General features: G+C 55.9%; 17 protein-coding genes and 1 other RNA gene. 14 read left to right on the top strand and 4 right to left on the bottom strand.

Annotated elements, in window-relative coordinates; genetic code table 11:
* Positions 1 to 2: 2 nt before the first annotated feature.
* Positions 3 to 1,001 carry a DNA-formamidopyrimidine glycosylase family protein gene (locus tag VFX97_17310; GenBank protein HEX5704959.1) on the bottom strand — a complete coding sequence of 333 codons (999 nt, stop codon included), beginning with the start codon at positions 999 to 1,001 and terminating at the stop codon, positions 3 to 5.
* A 34-nt stretch (positions 1,002 to 1,035) separates the two neighbouring features.
* A complete protein-coding gene (locus tag VFX97_17305; GenBank protein HEX5704958.1) occupies positions 1,036 to 1,545 on the bottom strand; it encodes a pyridoxamine 5'-phosphate oxidase family protein in 510 nt (169 codons plus the stop codon).
* Positions 1,546 to 1,600: 55 nt separating this feature from the next.
* On the opposite strand from VFX97_17305, the gene VFX97_17300 reads away from it, so the two are divergent.
* Complete coding sequence (locus VFX97_17300) at positions 1,601 to 1,861, top strand: hypothetical protein (protein ID HEX5704957.1); 261 nt, start codon at positions 1,601 to 1,603, stop codon at positions 1,859 to 1,861.
* Complete coding sequence (locus VFX97_17295; GenBank protein ID HEX5704956.1) at positions 1,830 to 2,177, top strand: hypothetical protein; 348 nt, start codon at positions 1,830 to 1,832, stop codon at positions 2,175 to 2,177. Before VFX97_17300 ends, VFX97_17295 begins: the two co-directional genes overlap by 32 nt.
* A gap of 97 nt (positions 2,178 to 2,274) precedes the next feature.
* Here the strand turns inward: VFX97_17295 and VFX97_17290 are convergent, their stop codons facing one another.
* Positions 2,275 to 2,736, bottom strand: a complete 462-nt coding sequence (locus VFX97_17290) for a DUF5655 domain-containing protein (GenBank protein ID HEX5704955.1) — start codon at positions 2,734 to 2,736, stop codon at positions 2,275 to 2,277.
* Between the two features lie 71 nt (positions 2,737 to 2,807).
* Between VFX97_17290 and VFX97_17285 the strand changes: the two genes are divergently transcribed.
* From VFX97_17285 to VFX97_17230, 12 genes are all read left to right on the top strand, one after another.
* Positions 2,808 to 3,023 (top strand): DUF433 domain-containing protein, encoded by a 216-nt coding sequence (locus VFX97_17285; GenBank protein HEX5704954.1) that lies wholly within the window; start codon positions 2,808 to 2,810, stop codon positions 3,021 to 3,023.
* A 32-nt stretch (positions 3,024 to 3,055) separates the two neighbouring features.
* The gene (locus VFX97_17280) at positions 3,056 to 3,337 is read left to right on the top strand and encodes a hypothetical protein (GenBank protein HEX5704953.1); all 282 of its coding nucleotides are present in this window, start codon (positions 3,056 to 3,058) and stop codon (positions 3,335 to 3,337) included.
* 427 nt (positions 3,338 to 3,764) lie between these two features.
* Positions 3,765 to 4,163, top strand: a transfer-messenger RNA (tmRNA) gene (gene ssrA, locus VFX97_17275).
* A gap of 247 nt (positions 4,164 to 4,410) precedes the next feature.
* A complete protein-coding gene (gene murI / locus VFX97_17270) occupies positions 4,411 to 5,289 on the top strand; it encodes a glutamate racemase (protein ID HEX5704952.1) in 879 nt (292 codons plus the stop codon).
* Positions 5,290 to 5,340: 51 nt separating this feature from the next.
* A complete protein-coding gene (locus tag VFX97_17265) occupies positions 5,341 to 5,859 on the top strand; it encodes a hypothetical protein (protein ID HEX5704951.1) in 519 nt (172 codons plus the stop codon).
* A 36-nt stretch (positions 5,860 to 5,895) separates the two neighbouring features.
* Complete coding sequence (gene rph / locus VFX97_17260) at positions 5,896 to 6,633, top strand: ribonuclease PH (GenBank protein ID HEX5704950.1); 738 nt, start codon at positions 5,896 to 5,898, stop codon at positions 6,631 to 6,633.
* 236 nt (positions 6,634 to 6,869) lie between these two features.
* Positions 6,870 to 7,391, top strand: a complete 522-nt coding sequence (locus VFX97_17255) for a hypothetical protein (GenBank protein ID HEX5704949.1) — start codon at positions 6,870 to 6,872, stop codon at positions 7,389 to 7,391.
* 290 nt (positions 7,392 to 7,681) lie between these two features.
* Positions 7,682 to 8,839 (top strand): energy transducer TonB, encoded by a 1,158-nt coding sequence (locus VFX97_17250; GenBank protein ID HEX5704948.1) that lies wholly within the window; start codon positions 7,682 to 7,684, stop codon positions 8,837 to 8,839.
* A 206-nt stretch (positions 8,840 to 9,045) separates the two neighbouring features.
* A complete protein-coding gene (locus VFX97_17245; GenBank protein ID HEX5704947.1) occupies positions 9,046 to 11,652 on the top strand; it encodes a VIT and VWA domain-containing protein in 2,607 nt (868 codons plus the stop codon).
* Between the two features lie 130 nt (positions 11,653 to 11,782).
* On the top strand, positions 11,783 to 12,196 hold the full coding sequence (locus VFX97_17240) for an SET domain-containing protein (GenBank protein ID HEX5704946.1): 414 nt from the start codon (positions 11,783 to 11,785) through the stop codon (positions 12,194 to 12,196).
* A gap of 221 nt (positions 12,197 to 12,417) precedes the next feature.
* The gene (locus VFX97_17235; GenBank protein ID HEX5704945.1) at positions 12,418 to 13,914 is read left to right on the top strand and encodes an amino acid permease; all 1,497 of its coding nucleotides are present in this window, start codon (positions 12,418 to 12,420) and stop codon (positions 13,912 to 13,914) included.
* 182 nt (positions 13,915 to 14,096) lie between these two features.
* Positions 14,097 to 14,642: a rhodanese-like domain-containing protein gene (locus VFX97_17230; protein HEX5704944.1), complete on the top strand. Its 546-nt coding sequence runs from the start codon at positions 14,097 to 14,099 to the stop codon at positions 14,640 to 14,642.
* A 12-nt stretch (positions 14,643 to 14,654) separates the two neighbouring features.
* Here VFX97_17230 and VFX97_17225 read toward each other — a convergent pair whose 3' ends face one another.
* Positions 14,655 to 15,620 carry a hypothetical protein gene (locus tag VFX97_17225; GenBank protein ID HEX5704943.1) on the bottom strand — a complete coding sequence of 322 codons (966 nt, stop codon included), beginning with the start codon at positions 15,618 to 15,620 and terminating at the stop codon, positions 14,655 to 14,657.
* Positions 15,621 to 15,636: the final 16 nt, after the last annotated feature.

The following is a 15,636-nucleotide window of genomic DNA, read 5'->3' as shown; positions in this document are numbered from 1 at the left end:
ACTTACAACAGGCCGTCGTATCGATTAACTCCCTGACATTTCGGACAAAAATACACTATGCGCGTTCGTTCATCGTCCTCTTCAGTCGCGTTGGGATGGAAAGTCTTTTGCCGGAGTTGTCGAACTGGTTCGCCGCAGCGCAAACATGGCAGATTGGTGCGCCGGAAAACCATATGCCGCGTGCCAATTTCGCGGCCGGGCTGGTAAACCAGCGACTCATCGGCCGACATGCGTTCGCGATCTCGGTCCGATGCAGTTGAGGAAAAGTCATACGCCCGTCGCGCTACTTTAGGAATCGCCCGCTTCAAGCAGTTCAGATCGCGATCGCTCAAGTCTTTAATTGCGCGCCACGGATTCAGGCGGCACGCGAAGAGAATTTCCGCCCGCAGGTAATTTCCCAGGCCGGCCACGATTTGTTGATTGAGGAGCGCTGCGCCGATGGGTACGTCGCGGTGGGCGGGAAGAAGCAACCGGCGCGTAAATTCACCTGCCGCAAAGCGGCGATTGTAGGGAAGGGCATCGGGCCCGAGTGTTCGAAGTATCTCGATCTGCTGATAGGGATCACCCGCGCCCACGTTGAAGATGGGTGCTGACAGCAAAATTGCTGCTCCGCCAGGCACAACAATCCGCGCTCGCTCACGTCGATCTCTTTCCAATACAAACTTGCCGCGTTGGAAAGCGACAGTGTTTGGAGGGCTCTCCGGGACTCTTGAGGTTGACTTGGATTTCGCTCTATTTGAATTGCGATGGGCTGAAAACGTCTGCCAGCGTCCCCACATCATCAAGTGCGAGTGGAAGTAGAAGCCCCCTTCGACATAGCCGAGCAGATGCTTTCCATGCGAGACAACTCGTTCGACTCGACGCCCAACCAGGCGGCCGGCGTGTTCCTCGAGCCACGCCCGCGCCGTCTTCGTGCGAGCTTCGATTGAAGTAATACGCTGGTTGGTGAGGACAGAATCGAGCGCGGCGGCGTACCTTCGAACCTCAGGACCTTCGGGCATTCACGTAAGCTCAATCACGGCCAAGGCGACCGAACTACTTAAACTTCAGCTGCTTGTGCTCTCCACTATCAGGCTCTTCACCGGTCACTACCGCAGAGACAAAGTTCAGGACGAAACTGATGGCGCTCGAAGGGCTGTCCCAGTACTCTGCTTTTTCGATCTTGATTCGCAGTAAAGCCACATTGGGATCGTCCTTGCCTTTGGGAAACCACATCTTGAACGTCTCTCGCCAAAGTTCGTCAATCTTCTGGCGATCGCGCACCAGTCGGGCCCGGCCCGTGACTGAAACGTAATTTTGATTCTGTGGATCGGCGAAACTGACATTCACGCGCGGCGTGTCGTTGATTTCGCTGACCTTGTGTGAAGACGCCCCGGTAAAAAACCATAAGTCGCCGTTTGCATCGATATCGCCATTCGATGACATCGGCCGGCTGTGCAGATCGCCACGCTCATCGATGGTCGTGAGCATGCAGAAGTCGATGTCTTTAATTAGTGCGCGAAGCTTTTCCAGATCTTCAGTCGGAACAAGTGCAGTTGCGCTCATTGAAACTCCTCTTTAAATCGTTCGTTCGACGGAGTTTGGACGACCAAAATCACAGATGCGTGTCGAGGCTGATACAAAGCTGCGAAGAGTCAGGCGTGCAGTAGCTCGTGACAATGGCGGACTCGATAATCTCCGCACCTGCGAGCATAATGGTCGCGTATTCATGAAGGACAAGGATCACGCCACCCAGCAAACTGCGACAAAGAAACCGGCGAAGGCTGCGGTCTCAGATGCCGAGTTTCGTCGCCGGTTAAAGAACATTTCGGAATGGAGAAAGAAGCGCCTTGCCCAGCTTCGTGCCAAGGATTCGCGTTGAGGTTTACCTCCCGCTACGCGACGATCCCGCCTATCAAGACACGCTAACCTGGCTCATCGACGAATTCACTGAGCTGTGTGGTGGCTGCACCGTTCACGAAGGCGCGGGCGGTTACTATTTTTCGGACAGCGGCCAAGTTACCGAGGACCGCGTCAACATTATTTACAGTGACTTTCCGATGAACTGGAACGAACCGGTGGATCAGGAAGCCGCGCTCGACTACTGCGCCACCTTGCAGAGCTTCCTGCTGGAGAATCTTTGGGAAGAAGAGATTTTGATTGCGGCTCATCCAACTTCGAACGTGGTGCGAACTTAGAATCGAATGTCAGTACCGGGAGCGGTAGCGACCGGGTCGTGCCCACAAGTCGGATGGTGATCCGCCTCGCTACCGCTCGGGGTACTGACACGCGACGTCAATCCGATTTCTTCCGCAGATGCTTCTGTTGTCCCACTGCGTAGGCCTCGCGAATCCAATTAGCAAATTCTTCATCGAGATCGGAAAGAGTGTTGATCCGAAATGCGTGCAAATGATTTCGCGGAGAGAACGTCTGGATTCGCACGAACCGCGGATTCTCGATCCGTCGCCCGAAAACAAAGTGACCGATAAGGTAGTCTCTGCGCACCTGCACCGCGATGAATGACATTCGCACTTGAAAAGCGATGCGCGTTTTCTCAGGAAGCACCTTCACAGGGCCGCATTTCTCGATCAATCCGGCGAGCTTGTCGAACAACTCGCGGACGCTTTTGCTCTTGCCGGTAAAGTGCGACTCCAAACTGACGTTACTGCAGGAGTGTGTCTGGTTGCGATTCGCGAAGCTCCGGCCGCATTCGGGGCAACGCCAGAGGCCTGAGCGCTTTTTCGAGGAACTCGGCATGCGCGTCAGTATAGAATCTGTCGAATCGGTAGACTATTGTCATCCGTCCGCTAGCGCACTAGACTGTGTTCATGACTTCGAACGACCTCATCACGGTTGATCCGGAGATTCTTGGAGGCACGCCGGTGTTCCGCGGTACGCGGGTGCCCGTGAACACGCTTTTCGAATACCTCGAGAATGATTATTCGTTAGAAGAATTCCTGGAGTGCTTTCCTTCAGTAACACGCGATTTAGCTCGTCAGGTTTTAGAACGCTCTGAACAAGCCTTGCTCTCTCCCGCTGCATGAAAGTTCTGTTAGACGAATGTGTTCCGTGGCCAATGCGTCGGCTGCTTTCTCAACATTCCGTCACAAGCGCACAAGCGCAAGGCTGGAGCGGCATCCGAAACAGCGAATTGCTGCGACGCGCCGAAACAGAATTCGATCTCTTCATCACTTCCGATCAGAGCATGCGATATCAACAAAATCTGACGGGTCAAAGAATTGCGATTCTGGAACTTTCTACCAACGACCTTCGCAGGATTCTGGCGGCTGCCGCATTGATCGAAGAGGCGGTGGCTAAGATTCAGCCTGCGGAGCTTCAAAGGTTGGAAATCCCGTAAGAGCCAACTTCCATTTCACGATTTGCGATTCACGATTGTGGGGGTTGTTCGTGGCAACAGGCTATTGCGGATCTTGTCCTAACGGAGGTCAGCGGAACACCGCGTAGATATCAAGTGATAGGATATGGTGAGTTTGAATCGATGTTTCTAAAGTCATCGGAGGCGCCGGACGGAGCTAGACGGTGGATTACAAGACTCGAGGCAGTTTTCGCAGGACTTGAGCCGGATAAGCTTGATATTTTTGATGCTGGCGAGAGCAACTTAAGCGGGTTCAAGAATCGTGTGAGGAACTTCAAAAGGTTCTTGAAGAAAAAATTAAGAAGTATTCGTCCATTACTTGAAAGCAGTTCGGAAGCGGACTGTCATTCCTTAGGCAAACCTGACATCTCCACGCGCATCTCTTATACTCATACTGCTCGTTTAAGACGGGGGCGACAGGCTTCGACAGGGGCCGTAACGTCCGTCGCGATGCATGCCGGGCCCTATTCCTGTGGGGACCGTTATCAAATTGCAGGGAAAATCAATTGCCAACTCTAACGAGTTAGCTCTCGCGGCCTAATAAGCTAGCGAGCGTCTCCGCCGCAAGTTGCTCATGCGCGCGGATGGAGATGTCACCTTAGTTGAGCTGGCCCATCGCTTCGGTCCGTGGCGATGGGCGAGACCAAAGTCGGACTAGCCCGTTCCAACGTCTGGCTGCTTCACTTAGTTGGGAATGGGCGAAGATCGCGCGGGCCGCAAGGCTCACGCGAAAAGAGAGGCAGCTAAGCATGTAGATTCCTTCGGCGTTGACCTTTGGATCCGGGTTCGATTCCCGGCGCCTCCACCATAACAGTGAGCAGTGGGCGGTGAGCAGTGGGTAGGAAACACCCTCCAAGTAGTCAGCAGATCCAGCAGATTCCACAGATAAAAACGGTAGGCAGGCGGCAGGTAGCAGTAAGCGGGAAACACGCCTGACAATCTGAAGGCTCAGGTAATCTTGTGCCCTTTGTGCCTTTTCGTGGCTAGTCTATCTGTGTAATCTGTGTAATCTGCGGATGAATTCCCGCGCTGTTCCGACGGGTCGGGATCCTAACATGACCAATCTTCCGATCGGCATCTTTGACTCTGGCGTCGGCGGACTCACAGTGTACCGCGCGCTGCATGAGCATCTGCCGAATGAGCGCTTCGTCTATCTGGGCGACACGGCGCGGGTGCCCTACGGCACAAAATCTCTGGCGACGGTTGAGCGGTACGCAGTTGAGAATGCGCGTTTCCTCGCGGCGCACGGAATCAAGATGCTGGTCGTCGCTTGCAACACGGCTTCGGCGCTCGCGCTGCCGGCGATTCGCAGCGCTTTGCAGATCGATGTCGTGGGGGTAATTGGGCCGGGGGCGAGGGCGGCGGTGCTGAGCGAGTCGGTTAGAGAAATGCAAAGTGGCGGGCCTCGGCACCAGCGCGCTATCGGAGTAATTGCCACTGAATCAACAGTGCAGAGCGCCGCTTATACAAAAGCGATTTCAAGAATTGATTCGACAATCAACGTGCTCGAACGCGCTTGTCCATTGTTCGTCCCCTTAGCCGAAGAAGGTTGGGGCGACGATGACGTCGCGCGCAGCGTCGCGCAGACTTATTTGGCAGACATTCGCGGGCGGGTCGATACACTCGTCCTGGGCTGCACCCATTACCCCATTCTCCGCGATGTAATTCAGGAGACGGTCGGCGAATACGTAAAGCTGGTTGATTCAGGCGAAGCGACGGCGGTGGAAGTTAAGGCGCTATTGAAGGGTAAGAGCCTTGCTCGAGTAACACCGCCGACCGGTGCGCTGGAACGGCAGTTGTGCGATGATTTGGACCACTTTTACGTGACTGACGCCGCGCAGCGGTTCGCGCGAGTCGCCGAGAGGTTTTTGGGATCGATGCCGTCGCGGCTAGAAGCGGTTGAGTTGTGGGGCCATGACAAACTGCTTCATTAATTCATTTGTTCATTGATTCAAAGATCAATGGGCCAATGGGTAAATAAACTAATGACTGACGAAGAACGACGACTTTTGCGTCACTTCCTGGCGGCGCTGGCGTATCGAACGCAGAAGGCTTTGCGGGATGCCCCGGCGGAATTTTCCGAGTTCAATCCCGGCAACGATGTGCGCACGCCGAAGGAATTAGTTCGTCACATGACAAGCGTACTCGGTTACGCGCGCACGTTCTTTGTCGGCGGCCAATACAGGCCCGCACCGCTCCCGTCGATGAGCGATGAAGTCATCCGATTTCACGAGATGGTCGAGTCGCTCGCCGGACACATTGCCACGAACGACCCGATTGCGGACCAAATTACGGCGGAAGGGTTGTTGCAGGGACCTTTGTCAGATGCGATGACACACGCTGGTCAGCTCGCGATGTTGCGGCGACTTGCGAGAAACCCGGTTGCGCCGGAGAATTTTATCGTCGCCAACATCGATTCACAGCGTCTCGGAATTGATCAGGCGGTGCCGGTCAGTCCTGATAAAGAATGGCCGGAGGCTCCGGCTGATTGGAAGGCAAGCTAGAGAAGGAAGAAGCAGGCCGGAGCCCGCGTACCCGAGATGACTTTTAAACGCACAGACAATCGCGCGCCGGATGAGTTGCGCGCCATAAAAATCACCCCAGGCTTTCTGCCGAACGCCGAGGGCTCTGCATTAATCGAGATTGGCAACACGCGAGTCATCTGCGCGGCGTCGGTGGAAGACAAGTTGCCGCCGCACCTGCGCAGCCAGCGAACTGAAGGCTGGGTCACAGCAGAGTACGGCATGCTGCCGCGCTCAACGCATACGCGCACCGCGCGTGAAGTCGGCCGTGGTCCTTCCGGACGCACTCATGAAATTCAACGTTTGATCGGCCGCAGCCTGCGCGCGATTTCGGATCGCACGCTGCTCGGCGAGCGCACGGTCACGCTTGATTGCGACGTGCTGCAAGCGGACGGTGGTACGCGCACCGCGGCGATCACAGGCGCTTACGTTGCTTACACGATCGCTTGCCGTCGTCTGCTGGCGGCCAAGAAGATCAAGCGCTCGCCAATTACGAGCGAAGTCGCGGCGGTGAGCGTCGGCATCGTTGACGGGACGCCGCTTCTCGATCTGAAATATGACGAAGACTCGCGTGCTGAAGTTGATATGAACGTCGTTTGCACCGGCGACGGACGCTTTATCGAAGTTCAGGGCACCGCTGAGGGCTTACCGTTTACCCGCGAGCAGATGGATGAATTACTGGAATTGGCCAAGAAGGGAATCGCGCAACTGGTTCAGCTTCAACGCCAGGCGCTTCAGGACGGGGGTAGGGTTTAGGGTGTAGGGTGAAGGGTAGAAGTTAATCTTTGCTAAAGCTAAGCCTGACGATCCAATAACAGCGGGCGTCGCGGCTTACTAAAAGTTAACCTTTGCAAGAGCTAAGCTGACGATTTATTAAAGGCGCGCGTGATTTGCTACACCCTACACCCAACCCCCAACACCCTAATCCGGGACAACATCGACACCGGATGCGGCATCTTAAACACCGCATTAACTTGAAAAGGAGTATCCCCTTGCGCTCAGCCTTAACGTTTCTTTCTTTGTTTGCAGTACTTGGCCTCTCAGCCATTGGAACTTCGGTTGCGGCCCAAAGCCACAGCTACACCAGTGCGAAGGTTGAATACATTGTCGACTTCCCGTCGCCGATGTGGCGGCTGGTGGACGAGCCCGATGAAATGCACCAGCATGCCGAGTTCGTTTACAACGATCGGAACGACGGCTACATGCGAATTCGCAAGGAGAAGCTGGATGAAGGCCTGACCGTACGCGAATTCGCGCGGCGGGATCAGGAGCAGAAAGTCCGCTTCCTGCCGGGCTACGTCGATGGCAAGGAAGACAATTTCACTGGTCGCATGACGGGCGTCACCGTCTCGTACGAGTTCACCCAGGCCGGCAAGCCGATGGCGGGCCGCACTTATTACCTGCAAGCCGATGACCGCACTGTTTATGCGCTTAGGTTTACCGGCATGCGCGATAAGCTCTCGCGGATCCGCAATCAGACGGATCAAATCGCACGGACCTTCAAGCTGAAGTAATCCGTCTCTGAGCAGTGAGCAGTGAGCAGTGAGCAGTGAGCAGTGAGCAGACGGCAGGAGGCAAAGGAACTAAGACCAAAGACCAAAGACCGAGTTTCCTATCTATGAAATCTGCGAATCTGCGGATAACATTTTTTTCTTCGTAACCTTTCACTAGTCTCCCGTAATACCTATTAGGTCTCCCCGGATCGTCACGTTGATCCGCGCACGTGTTGTAGCGGGCCAAGTTGAACTGTGTCCCAAGTTCTCCCCTCCAACGTTCACGTCCGCCTAAGAACAAGGAGCTTGCGATGAATGTTAATTCGCGCGTCGATCGGCCTGGTACCTCTCGTTCAACCCAATTTGCGCTGACACTGCTTTCCGATGTGCCACTCTCGCACAGATTGCTGGCCGAACTCGGTTTCTTAATCAGCCGATTCAAAAAGCGCTGGCCGGACTTCAAAGAAGATCCGGTCGGAGTGATCAAAGCCGAAGCCAGCCATCTCGGCCAGATCTTGAAGCACGCCTTCAGCCGGCCGCAGGTCGCCGCCGGATTAGCTACATCGATCATGGTTGTCCTGTCGGCGATTCTGATCGTCGCCCTGCTGGACCAGCGTCCGGCCAATCGAGCTCAGGAAGACGAGCCTGATGATCTTCAGGTCGTTACCACCATTAATTTCCCAGAGACTCTAGACAACAAGTCTGACCCGGGGATCGGCGCCGGCGAAAAAGGCCGCGTCGGATTTGAACGCGGACGTGGCGAAGGTTCCCGTCCTGAGGCTGCCCGTTCACGCGGCGGCGGAGGCGGGGGAGACGGTTCGCGGTTGCCTTCGTCGCAGGGCCGCATCCCAACTCCGTCAGAGATTCCCGCGCCGATTCCAACGGCGGCGGTGCGATTTCCGCAGGCGCTGCCGGTTGCCGGCATCGATCTCGATCCGGCGTTATGGCGGAAACTCGATTACTCGTCGTATGGCGATCCACGGTCGAAATCTAAGACGCCGTCGAACGGGTCGGGTGATGACGGAGGTGTGGGCACGGGCAAAGGCACCGGCATTGGTGAAGGCGAGGGCGACGGCTTCGGTCCCGGACGTGACGGAAACATTGGCGGCGGGAGCAAAGAGACAGGCGGCGGAGACAGGGGCGGATCGCGCGGAAACAATCCAAACGACGATAAGGATCGCGTTTACAGGTCGCCCGAGGTGAGCACCCGTCCGCGTGTGATCGCCAAGCCCGAGCCGCAGTACACGGAGCAGGCACGACGGGATCAAGTTACCGGTACGGTCGTGTTGCGCGTCGTCTTCTCGAGCAGCGGACAGGTCACCAACATCAATGCGGTGCAAAAACTCGGTGGCGGCCTGACGGAGAAAGCAATTGCCGCCGCGCGTCAGATACGGTTTTTGCCGGCGATGCGTAACGGCCAACCCGTCTCGATGTACATGCAGCTGGAATACAACTTCAATTTGTATTGAGTTTCTGGCACGGCAAAATGGTAGCCATCGCGGAGAGAAGATTCAGCATCTACGCATCAGATTCCACTGCAAGTCTCCCCTCCGTTATGCGTTCTAGGCCCAGTACGACTGGGAACCAGAGACTGAAAGTTAGTCTCTAGTCAGCAGTACCACAGATCGACGTTCACTGACCTGACCGGCCTTGCCCGAGTCACGCGGAGGAGACTATGCGCGCAAAGTACTTTCCCAAATCGCTTTTACTAACCTGTCTCTCGTTGCTCACGTTCGCTGCTTCCGACTCGCTGACGACGTCAGGATCAATCGCGTCCGCCCAGGATGCGAACAAGATCACGCAAGGCACTCTTCAGGTCCTGGATCCGGGAGGCGCGCCAAAGGCCGTTTGTCCGCTCAAACACACTGAGGTGAAAGCCCAAATCAGTGGCTTTCTGTCACGCGTGACGGTAACGCAGCAATTCGAAAATCCTTTCACCGAAAAGATCGAAGCGGTTTACACGTTCCCCTTGCCACAGAACGCCGCCGTCGATGACATGACGATGGTGATCGGCGACAAGACGGTGCGCGGAAAGGTCCTCAAGCGTGAAGAAGCGCAGGCAGTTTACGAAGCCGCCAAAGCCGGTGGCCAGCGCGCAAGCCTGCTCTCGCAGGAGCGGCCGAACATCTTCACCCAATCGGTCGCGAACATTCTTCCCGGTGAAAAGATCAAAATCACGATCAGTTATGTCGAGACGCTGAAGTACGAAGACGGTTCCTACGAGTTTGTGTTTCCGATGGTCGTGGGCCCGCGTTACATTCCGGGCAACGCGACCGGCGCGCAGAGCACGGGTCTGGCGCCGGACACGGACAAAGTGCCGGACGCCTCGCGCATCACGCCGCCACCGCCGCCCGCCGGCATGCGCGCGGGTCACGATATTTCGGTGGAAGTTTCCCTCGACGCCGGTGTGCCGATTGACGCGCTCAATTCAAAGACGCACCAGGTGATTGTTGAGCGGCCTAACGATCGGCGCGCGCGCGTGACCCTGCAAGAGTTGGTGACGATTCCCAACAAGGATTTCATCCTGCGCTACGACGTGGCGGGCAAGAAAATCAACGACGCGCTGCTAACGCACTACACGGGCGCGAGCGGCTTCTTCACATTGATTGTCCAGCCACCTGAGCGAGTAACCGCCGAAGACGTGACGCCGAAAGAGCTTGTGTTCGTACTCGACACGTCAGGATCGATGTATGGCTTTCCGATCGAAAAGGCGAAAGAGACGATGAAGATGGCGCTCGACAATCTTTATCCGCACGACACTTTCAATCTGATTACTTTCGCCGGTGACACCCACATCCTGTTTCCCGAACCCGTGTCCGCGACGAAAGAGAACCTGGCGAAGGCGCAGGCTTTTCTGGAATCGCGTCAGGGCGGCGGCGGTACCGAGATGATGAAGGCCATCAAGGCGTCGCTTGATCCGTCAGACGCGCAGGGACATGTGCGGATCGTTTGCTTTATGACCGACGGCTATGTCGGCAACGACATGGAGATTATCGGCGAAGTGCAGAAGCATCCGAACGCGCGCGTTTTCGCGTTTGGCATTGGTAGCAGCGTGAATCGTTATCTGCTCGACAACATGGCGAAGCACGGTCGCGGTGAAGTCGAATATGTCGCGCTGACTGATGACGGCTCAGCCGCCGCCCGCCGTTTTCACGAGCGCGTGCGCAATCCTTTGTTGACCGACATTTCGGTCGATTGGAACGGCATGCCGGTCAGCGATGTTTATCCAAAAGTCATTCCCGATTTGTTCGGTGCTAAACCGGTGATTTTGACGGGCAAGTACGGCGGTAACGGTCGTGGTGTGATTCGCCTGAAAGGCAAGATGTCGGGCCGCGATTTCGTGCGCGAGATACCCGTCGATTTTTCGGCGACGGACAAACGGGACGTGCTGGCGACGCTTTGGGCGCGCACGCGTGTCGATGAGTTGATGGCGCAGGACCTAAACGGGGCGCAAGCCGGAACCATGAAGGAAGACCTGAAACAGACGATTACCCAACTCGGTTTGGATTATCGTCTGATGACGCAGTTCACTTCGTTCGTCGCGGTTGAAGAGATGGTGGTGACCGACGGCGGACAACCGCGGCGCATCGATGTTCCGGTGGAAGTACCGGAGGGGGTTGATCGCGACGCCGTGTTCGGCCGAGAGACCCTGCGGGTTAATAGTCGGCAAGTCCACGGCCTAACCAGCCTTTCCGCAGGGAGCATGAACCAGACGGTAACTGTTGCGGCTTCAGCTCCATCTCCAGTAATCAACACGACTGATGGGCAGCTGAGGGCTGTGGTCGACCAGAAAGCCCTGGATCCTGGAGCGGTCGTGACGAAGAATCGTGCGCCCCGTCCGAAACCTAAATCTCAACGCAGCGGCAGCGGTGGCGGCAGCGGCGGTGGGATTGGCTACGGTGTCGGTGGCGCCGGAGCCGGAAGCGGGCCTTCGCCGGCACCCAGACCAGAAGGGGACGGCGGGCGGAAATTCACGGCGGCCGAACAGAAAAGGGCGAAACTTCATCCATCGGTGCTCGCCATCGTGGATCGTCTCAAAGATCCGAAGCTCGCCGCTTCGGCCGACGAAGCGAAATTTGTTCGCGAGGGCAAGGCCGAGGTGCAAATCTGGTTGACGGAAAAATCAGAGGCCACACTGGCGAAGCTGAAGGCGCTCGGATTCGAAGTGGTTCTGGATCCGAAGAGTGCAAAGCTCGTCATCGGACGGCTGACCATCGAAAAGCTGGAGGCGCTCGCGGAGATTGCGGAAGTGCGCTACGTCGCACCGCAAACGATGAAGTGAGTAGTAGGCCTCTGTGTCGCTCTGTGGTTCTTTGTGTCTCTGTGGTGCAGGCCCTCAAACGAGGAGTTCACCACAGAGGCACGGAGGCCGCACGGAGTACCACAGAGATCATGTCGTACAATGCCAGCTGATGAAACTTGCGCACGGCTTGGCAATCCGCAAATCCCCGATTAACGGCAAGGGCTGCTTTGCCACCACGCATTTCCAACGCCGGCGAAAGATAGCCGAGTACACGGGCGAGCGGATCTCAGACCTTGAAGCTCGCCAGCGCGCACGCAATCGTCAGGTCCTGCGCATCTGCGATATCGATGGGCGCTTCAGTCTGGACGGCGCGCGCGGCGGTAACGGCACGCACTACATCAATCACTCCTGCCAACCAAATGCGTTCATGAGAACTTTGTACGGCCATGTCCTGTTCTTTGCTTTGCGCGACATCCGGCCCGGTGAAGAAATCACGATCGACTACGAGCAGACACTGCATCCCGATTCGAAGCGTTGCGCCTGCGGAGCGCCAACCTGCCGCGGGAAAATCAACAAGCAGTAACTGGTAAGTGGGGACTGAAGCGGAAGCGTCCCGCTTGCGGAACAACCTGGATATCGTTTAGAGGCGGGCTAACTGCCCGCCTTCTAGAATTGCAAACGAGCGGGCGGGCGGTAGCCCGCCTCTAAACTGATCGACAGATCGAACGCAGGCGCGACCCTGTGTTCCAGAGATGAGATTTCCGTTGACTTCGCCTATCCGATTGGAGTACTAGCCACCGCACAATGGCGAAAACTGAAGCGAACAAACTCGTCCGCGGCCTCGGCCTGCTCGACGCGACGATGATCGTTATCGGATCGATGATTGGCTCGGGAATTTTTATCGTCTCGGCCAAATCAATGACCCTGGTCGGCTCGCCCGGATGGTTGCTGGCGGCCTGGGCGATTGCCGGCGTGCTGACGATCACCGGCGCGCTGTGTTGCGCGGAATTAGCGGCGATGATGCCGCGCGCAGGAGGCCAGTATGTGTTTCTCCGTGAGGCTTATGGTTCCGCGACGGGCTTCCTCTTTGGCTGGACACTCTTCTTCGTGGTCCAGACGGGAACAATCGCTGCGGTGGCAGTGGCCTTCGCGATTTTCATGGGCGTGCTGACCCCGACGATTTCCGAAAGTGTCTACCTTATTCCGCCAATCCATTTGGGAAGCTACGCCATCACGTTATCGACGCAACAGCTCGTCGCGATTCTGCTAATCAGCTTCCTGACTTTCACAAACACACGAGGGCTTAATACCGGCAAGCTGATTCAAAACACGTTCACGTTCACCAAGACCGCCGCCCTGATTGGTTTGATCGTGATTGGTCTGTTGCTCGGACGGAATGCGACCAGTGCGGCCTATGCAAGTGATTGGTGGAATCCATGGGCGAACGCCGGTTGGAATCCCAGCCTGGCGCAACCGGGAATGCAAACCACGAGCGGCCTGTGGCTGATGATGCTGGTTGGGCTGGCGATGGTTGGGCCGTTGTTCGCGCAGTCAGCTTGGAACAACGTGACTTTCACGGGCAGCGAGATTCGAGATCCGGGACGAAATCTCCCCCGCGCGCTTTTCATCGGTTGCGGCGTAGTTGTCCTGCTGTATTTGCTCGCCAACCTGACTTACGTGTTCACCTTGCCGCTGGGTGCATTTCCCGGACTCCGCACGCCTCCGAACACGATCGCCACGGAAACAATGAAGATGGCCCTGGGTCGTCCCGGACTGACGTTGATGGCGATTGCGATCATGATCTCGACGTTCGGATGCAACAACGGATTAATTTTGGCGGGGGCGCGGATTTACTACGCGATGGCGCGTGATGGCCTTTTCTTCAAACGCGCCGGCAACCTCAGCGATCGCAACGTTCCGGTAGTGGCGTTGATCGCGCAATGCATCTGGACATGTCTGCTTACATTGCCGCGCACCGTGACCACCGATCCCGTAACCAAACAATTCAAGTACGGAAACGTCTACGGCCAGTTGCTCGACTATGTGATTTCGGCTGACCTGGTTTTTTATGCGCTGATGGTCGGAGCGGTTTTCGTGATGCGTCGGAAAGCGCCTGCCATGGAGAGGCCTTATCGCACAATCGGTTATCCCGTCGTGCCAATCATTTATATTCTGCTCGCTGTGCTCTTGATAATTGATTTGGCTTACCTAACGCCGGCCACTTCCGGAATTGGATACATACTCGTGCTCATGGGCATTCCCGCGTACCTGATATGGAAAAGGCAGTCCAAAGCTTCATGACTGGCATGCCGTGGCTCCTCGGACGTTCCAATAGATGACTAGCGATCTGCCGGCGCTTAGGCGCAAAGAAACGGAAAGAACGCTAACCAACAAGACTCTTTCCACGGTCAAAATGAAACCCAACTACTTTCGTTGCGCAAACGTCTTAATCCTTGTTCGTCTTAAAAGCGGAGGTAGTGACGATGAAGCACTTACTTTGGACGGTGGTTGCGATTCTTTGCGTGATACCTGCGGCCCTCGCGCAGAAGCCTGTCATTCCTAATCCCGCAATCGATATGGATGGCTACCTGCGGACGGCAAAGGAGGCTGCCGCACACAGAGAGTCACATCGTCTGACGGAAGACGAATTCATTCGGATGAGTCGCGAACGCGGCACGATCATTTTGGATGCCCGCAGTCGCGAGAAGTTCGACGAGCTTCACATCAGCGGGGCGATCAACTTGAGTTTTCCCGATATCACGGTAGAAAGCTTGAATCGCGTGCTGCCAGACAAGAATGCCCGGATTCTGATTTACTGCAACAACAACTTCACGGGCTCGGAGCAAGCGTTTCCCACCAAGAGGGTCACCGCTTCGCTGAACCTGTCGACTTACATCGCGCTCTACACGTACGGCTACCGGAACGTGTACGAGTTAGGTCCGCTGCTCGATATCAAGAAGACGAAACTGGACTTTGCCGGATCCTTGAGCGGGCAGCTCGCGGACGCAGCAGAAACCCGACGGGATTGAAAACTTGAGGAATTATTCGCCGAGAGCGGAACTGGAGAATCCATTCATAAACTTTAGCTCGCTGATCTCCCAGCGCCCGCCGCGCTTTTGCATTATTACTTCGCCTTGATAATCGGTCTGACTCTTGATTCCCAATGAAGCCGCAGCCTGCTGGGCTGAATCTGATAACACGTTAAAAGCCGCGCTCATCGAATCAAAGTATTCACCGATCTGATTCGGGCGCCACCGCCAGCGGAATTTTATTTGTACGGTTTCAAATTCGGCGCTCCAGGGAAGCGGTTTGACGGAATCGATTCCGACCATTTCCCGCTCACCGATCGGAATGCGCCAGGTGGGCAGAGTTTGACTGGCCGCCTTGCCGTTCCAATACGACCCAGCTGCATAAGATTCTTCTGTTTCTTTCCAATTGACTGCCTCTTGTTTTCCTTTTTCAGTGAGCGCGATTTCGAGTCGGGCAGATTCGACTTCGGCCAGACGGTCTTCAGTGTGAGCTCCTCTCGCGCCTCCGTACTGATCGACCGTGGTGACATAGACCGTGCCGGTCTTTTGGATCAGTTTTGTCTTATCGATGGATGTCGTTAAATAACCGGCGGCTTCAAGGACTTGCGCAGGCTTGACCATCCTTCCCGCCTTTTTTGCCAGGGAAAGGTTGCCTGGATTAGGCGCTGAGGTTAATTCTTCGCGGTTTACCCTGATGGTAATGGGCTCTTTGAACTTTTCCGAATTCGTTATCGCCGCGAGATACGCTTTGGTCGGGTCAAAGTAATCCGACACCTTTGCGCGCACGATGAAGAAGCCAACCACCAAACCGACAAGCAGAAAGAAGGCGAGTACCGCTTTGGTCACAAGCGCCGAACTACCACCTTTCGAGCCGGCGGATTCGATTGGCGCCCAATCTAATGACTGGCCGCATCTCTTACACAGGTTGCCTTCGGCGAATCCTACAAATTTGCATTTAGGACACTTGGTAGCTCTCATCTTCTCCTCACGATGT

It is taken from the genome of Pyrinomonadaceae bacterium (assembly GCA_036277115.1).
Classification (GTDB): domain Bacteria; phylum Acidobacteriota; class Blastocatellia; order Pyrinomonadales; family Pyrinomonadaceae; genus UBA11740.
Note: the sequence above shows the minus strand (reverse complement) of the source record. Positions and strands in the feature narration are given on the sequence as shown.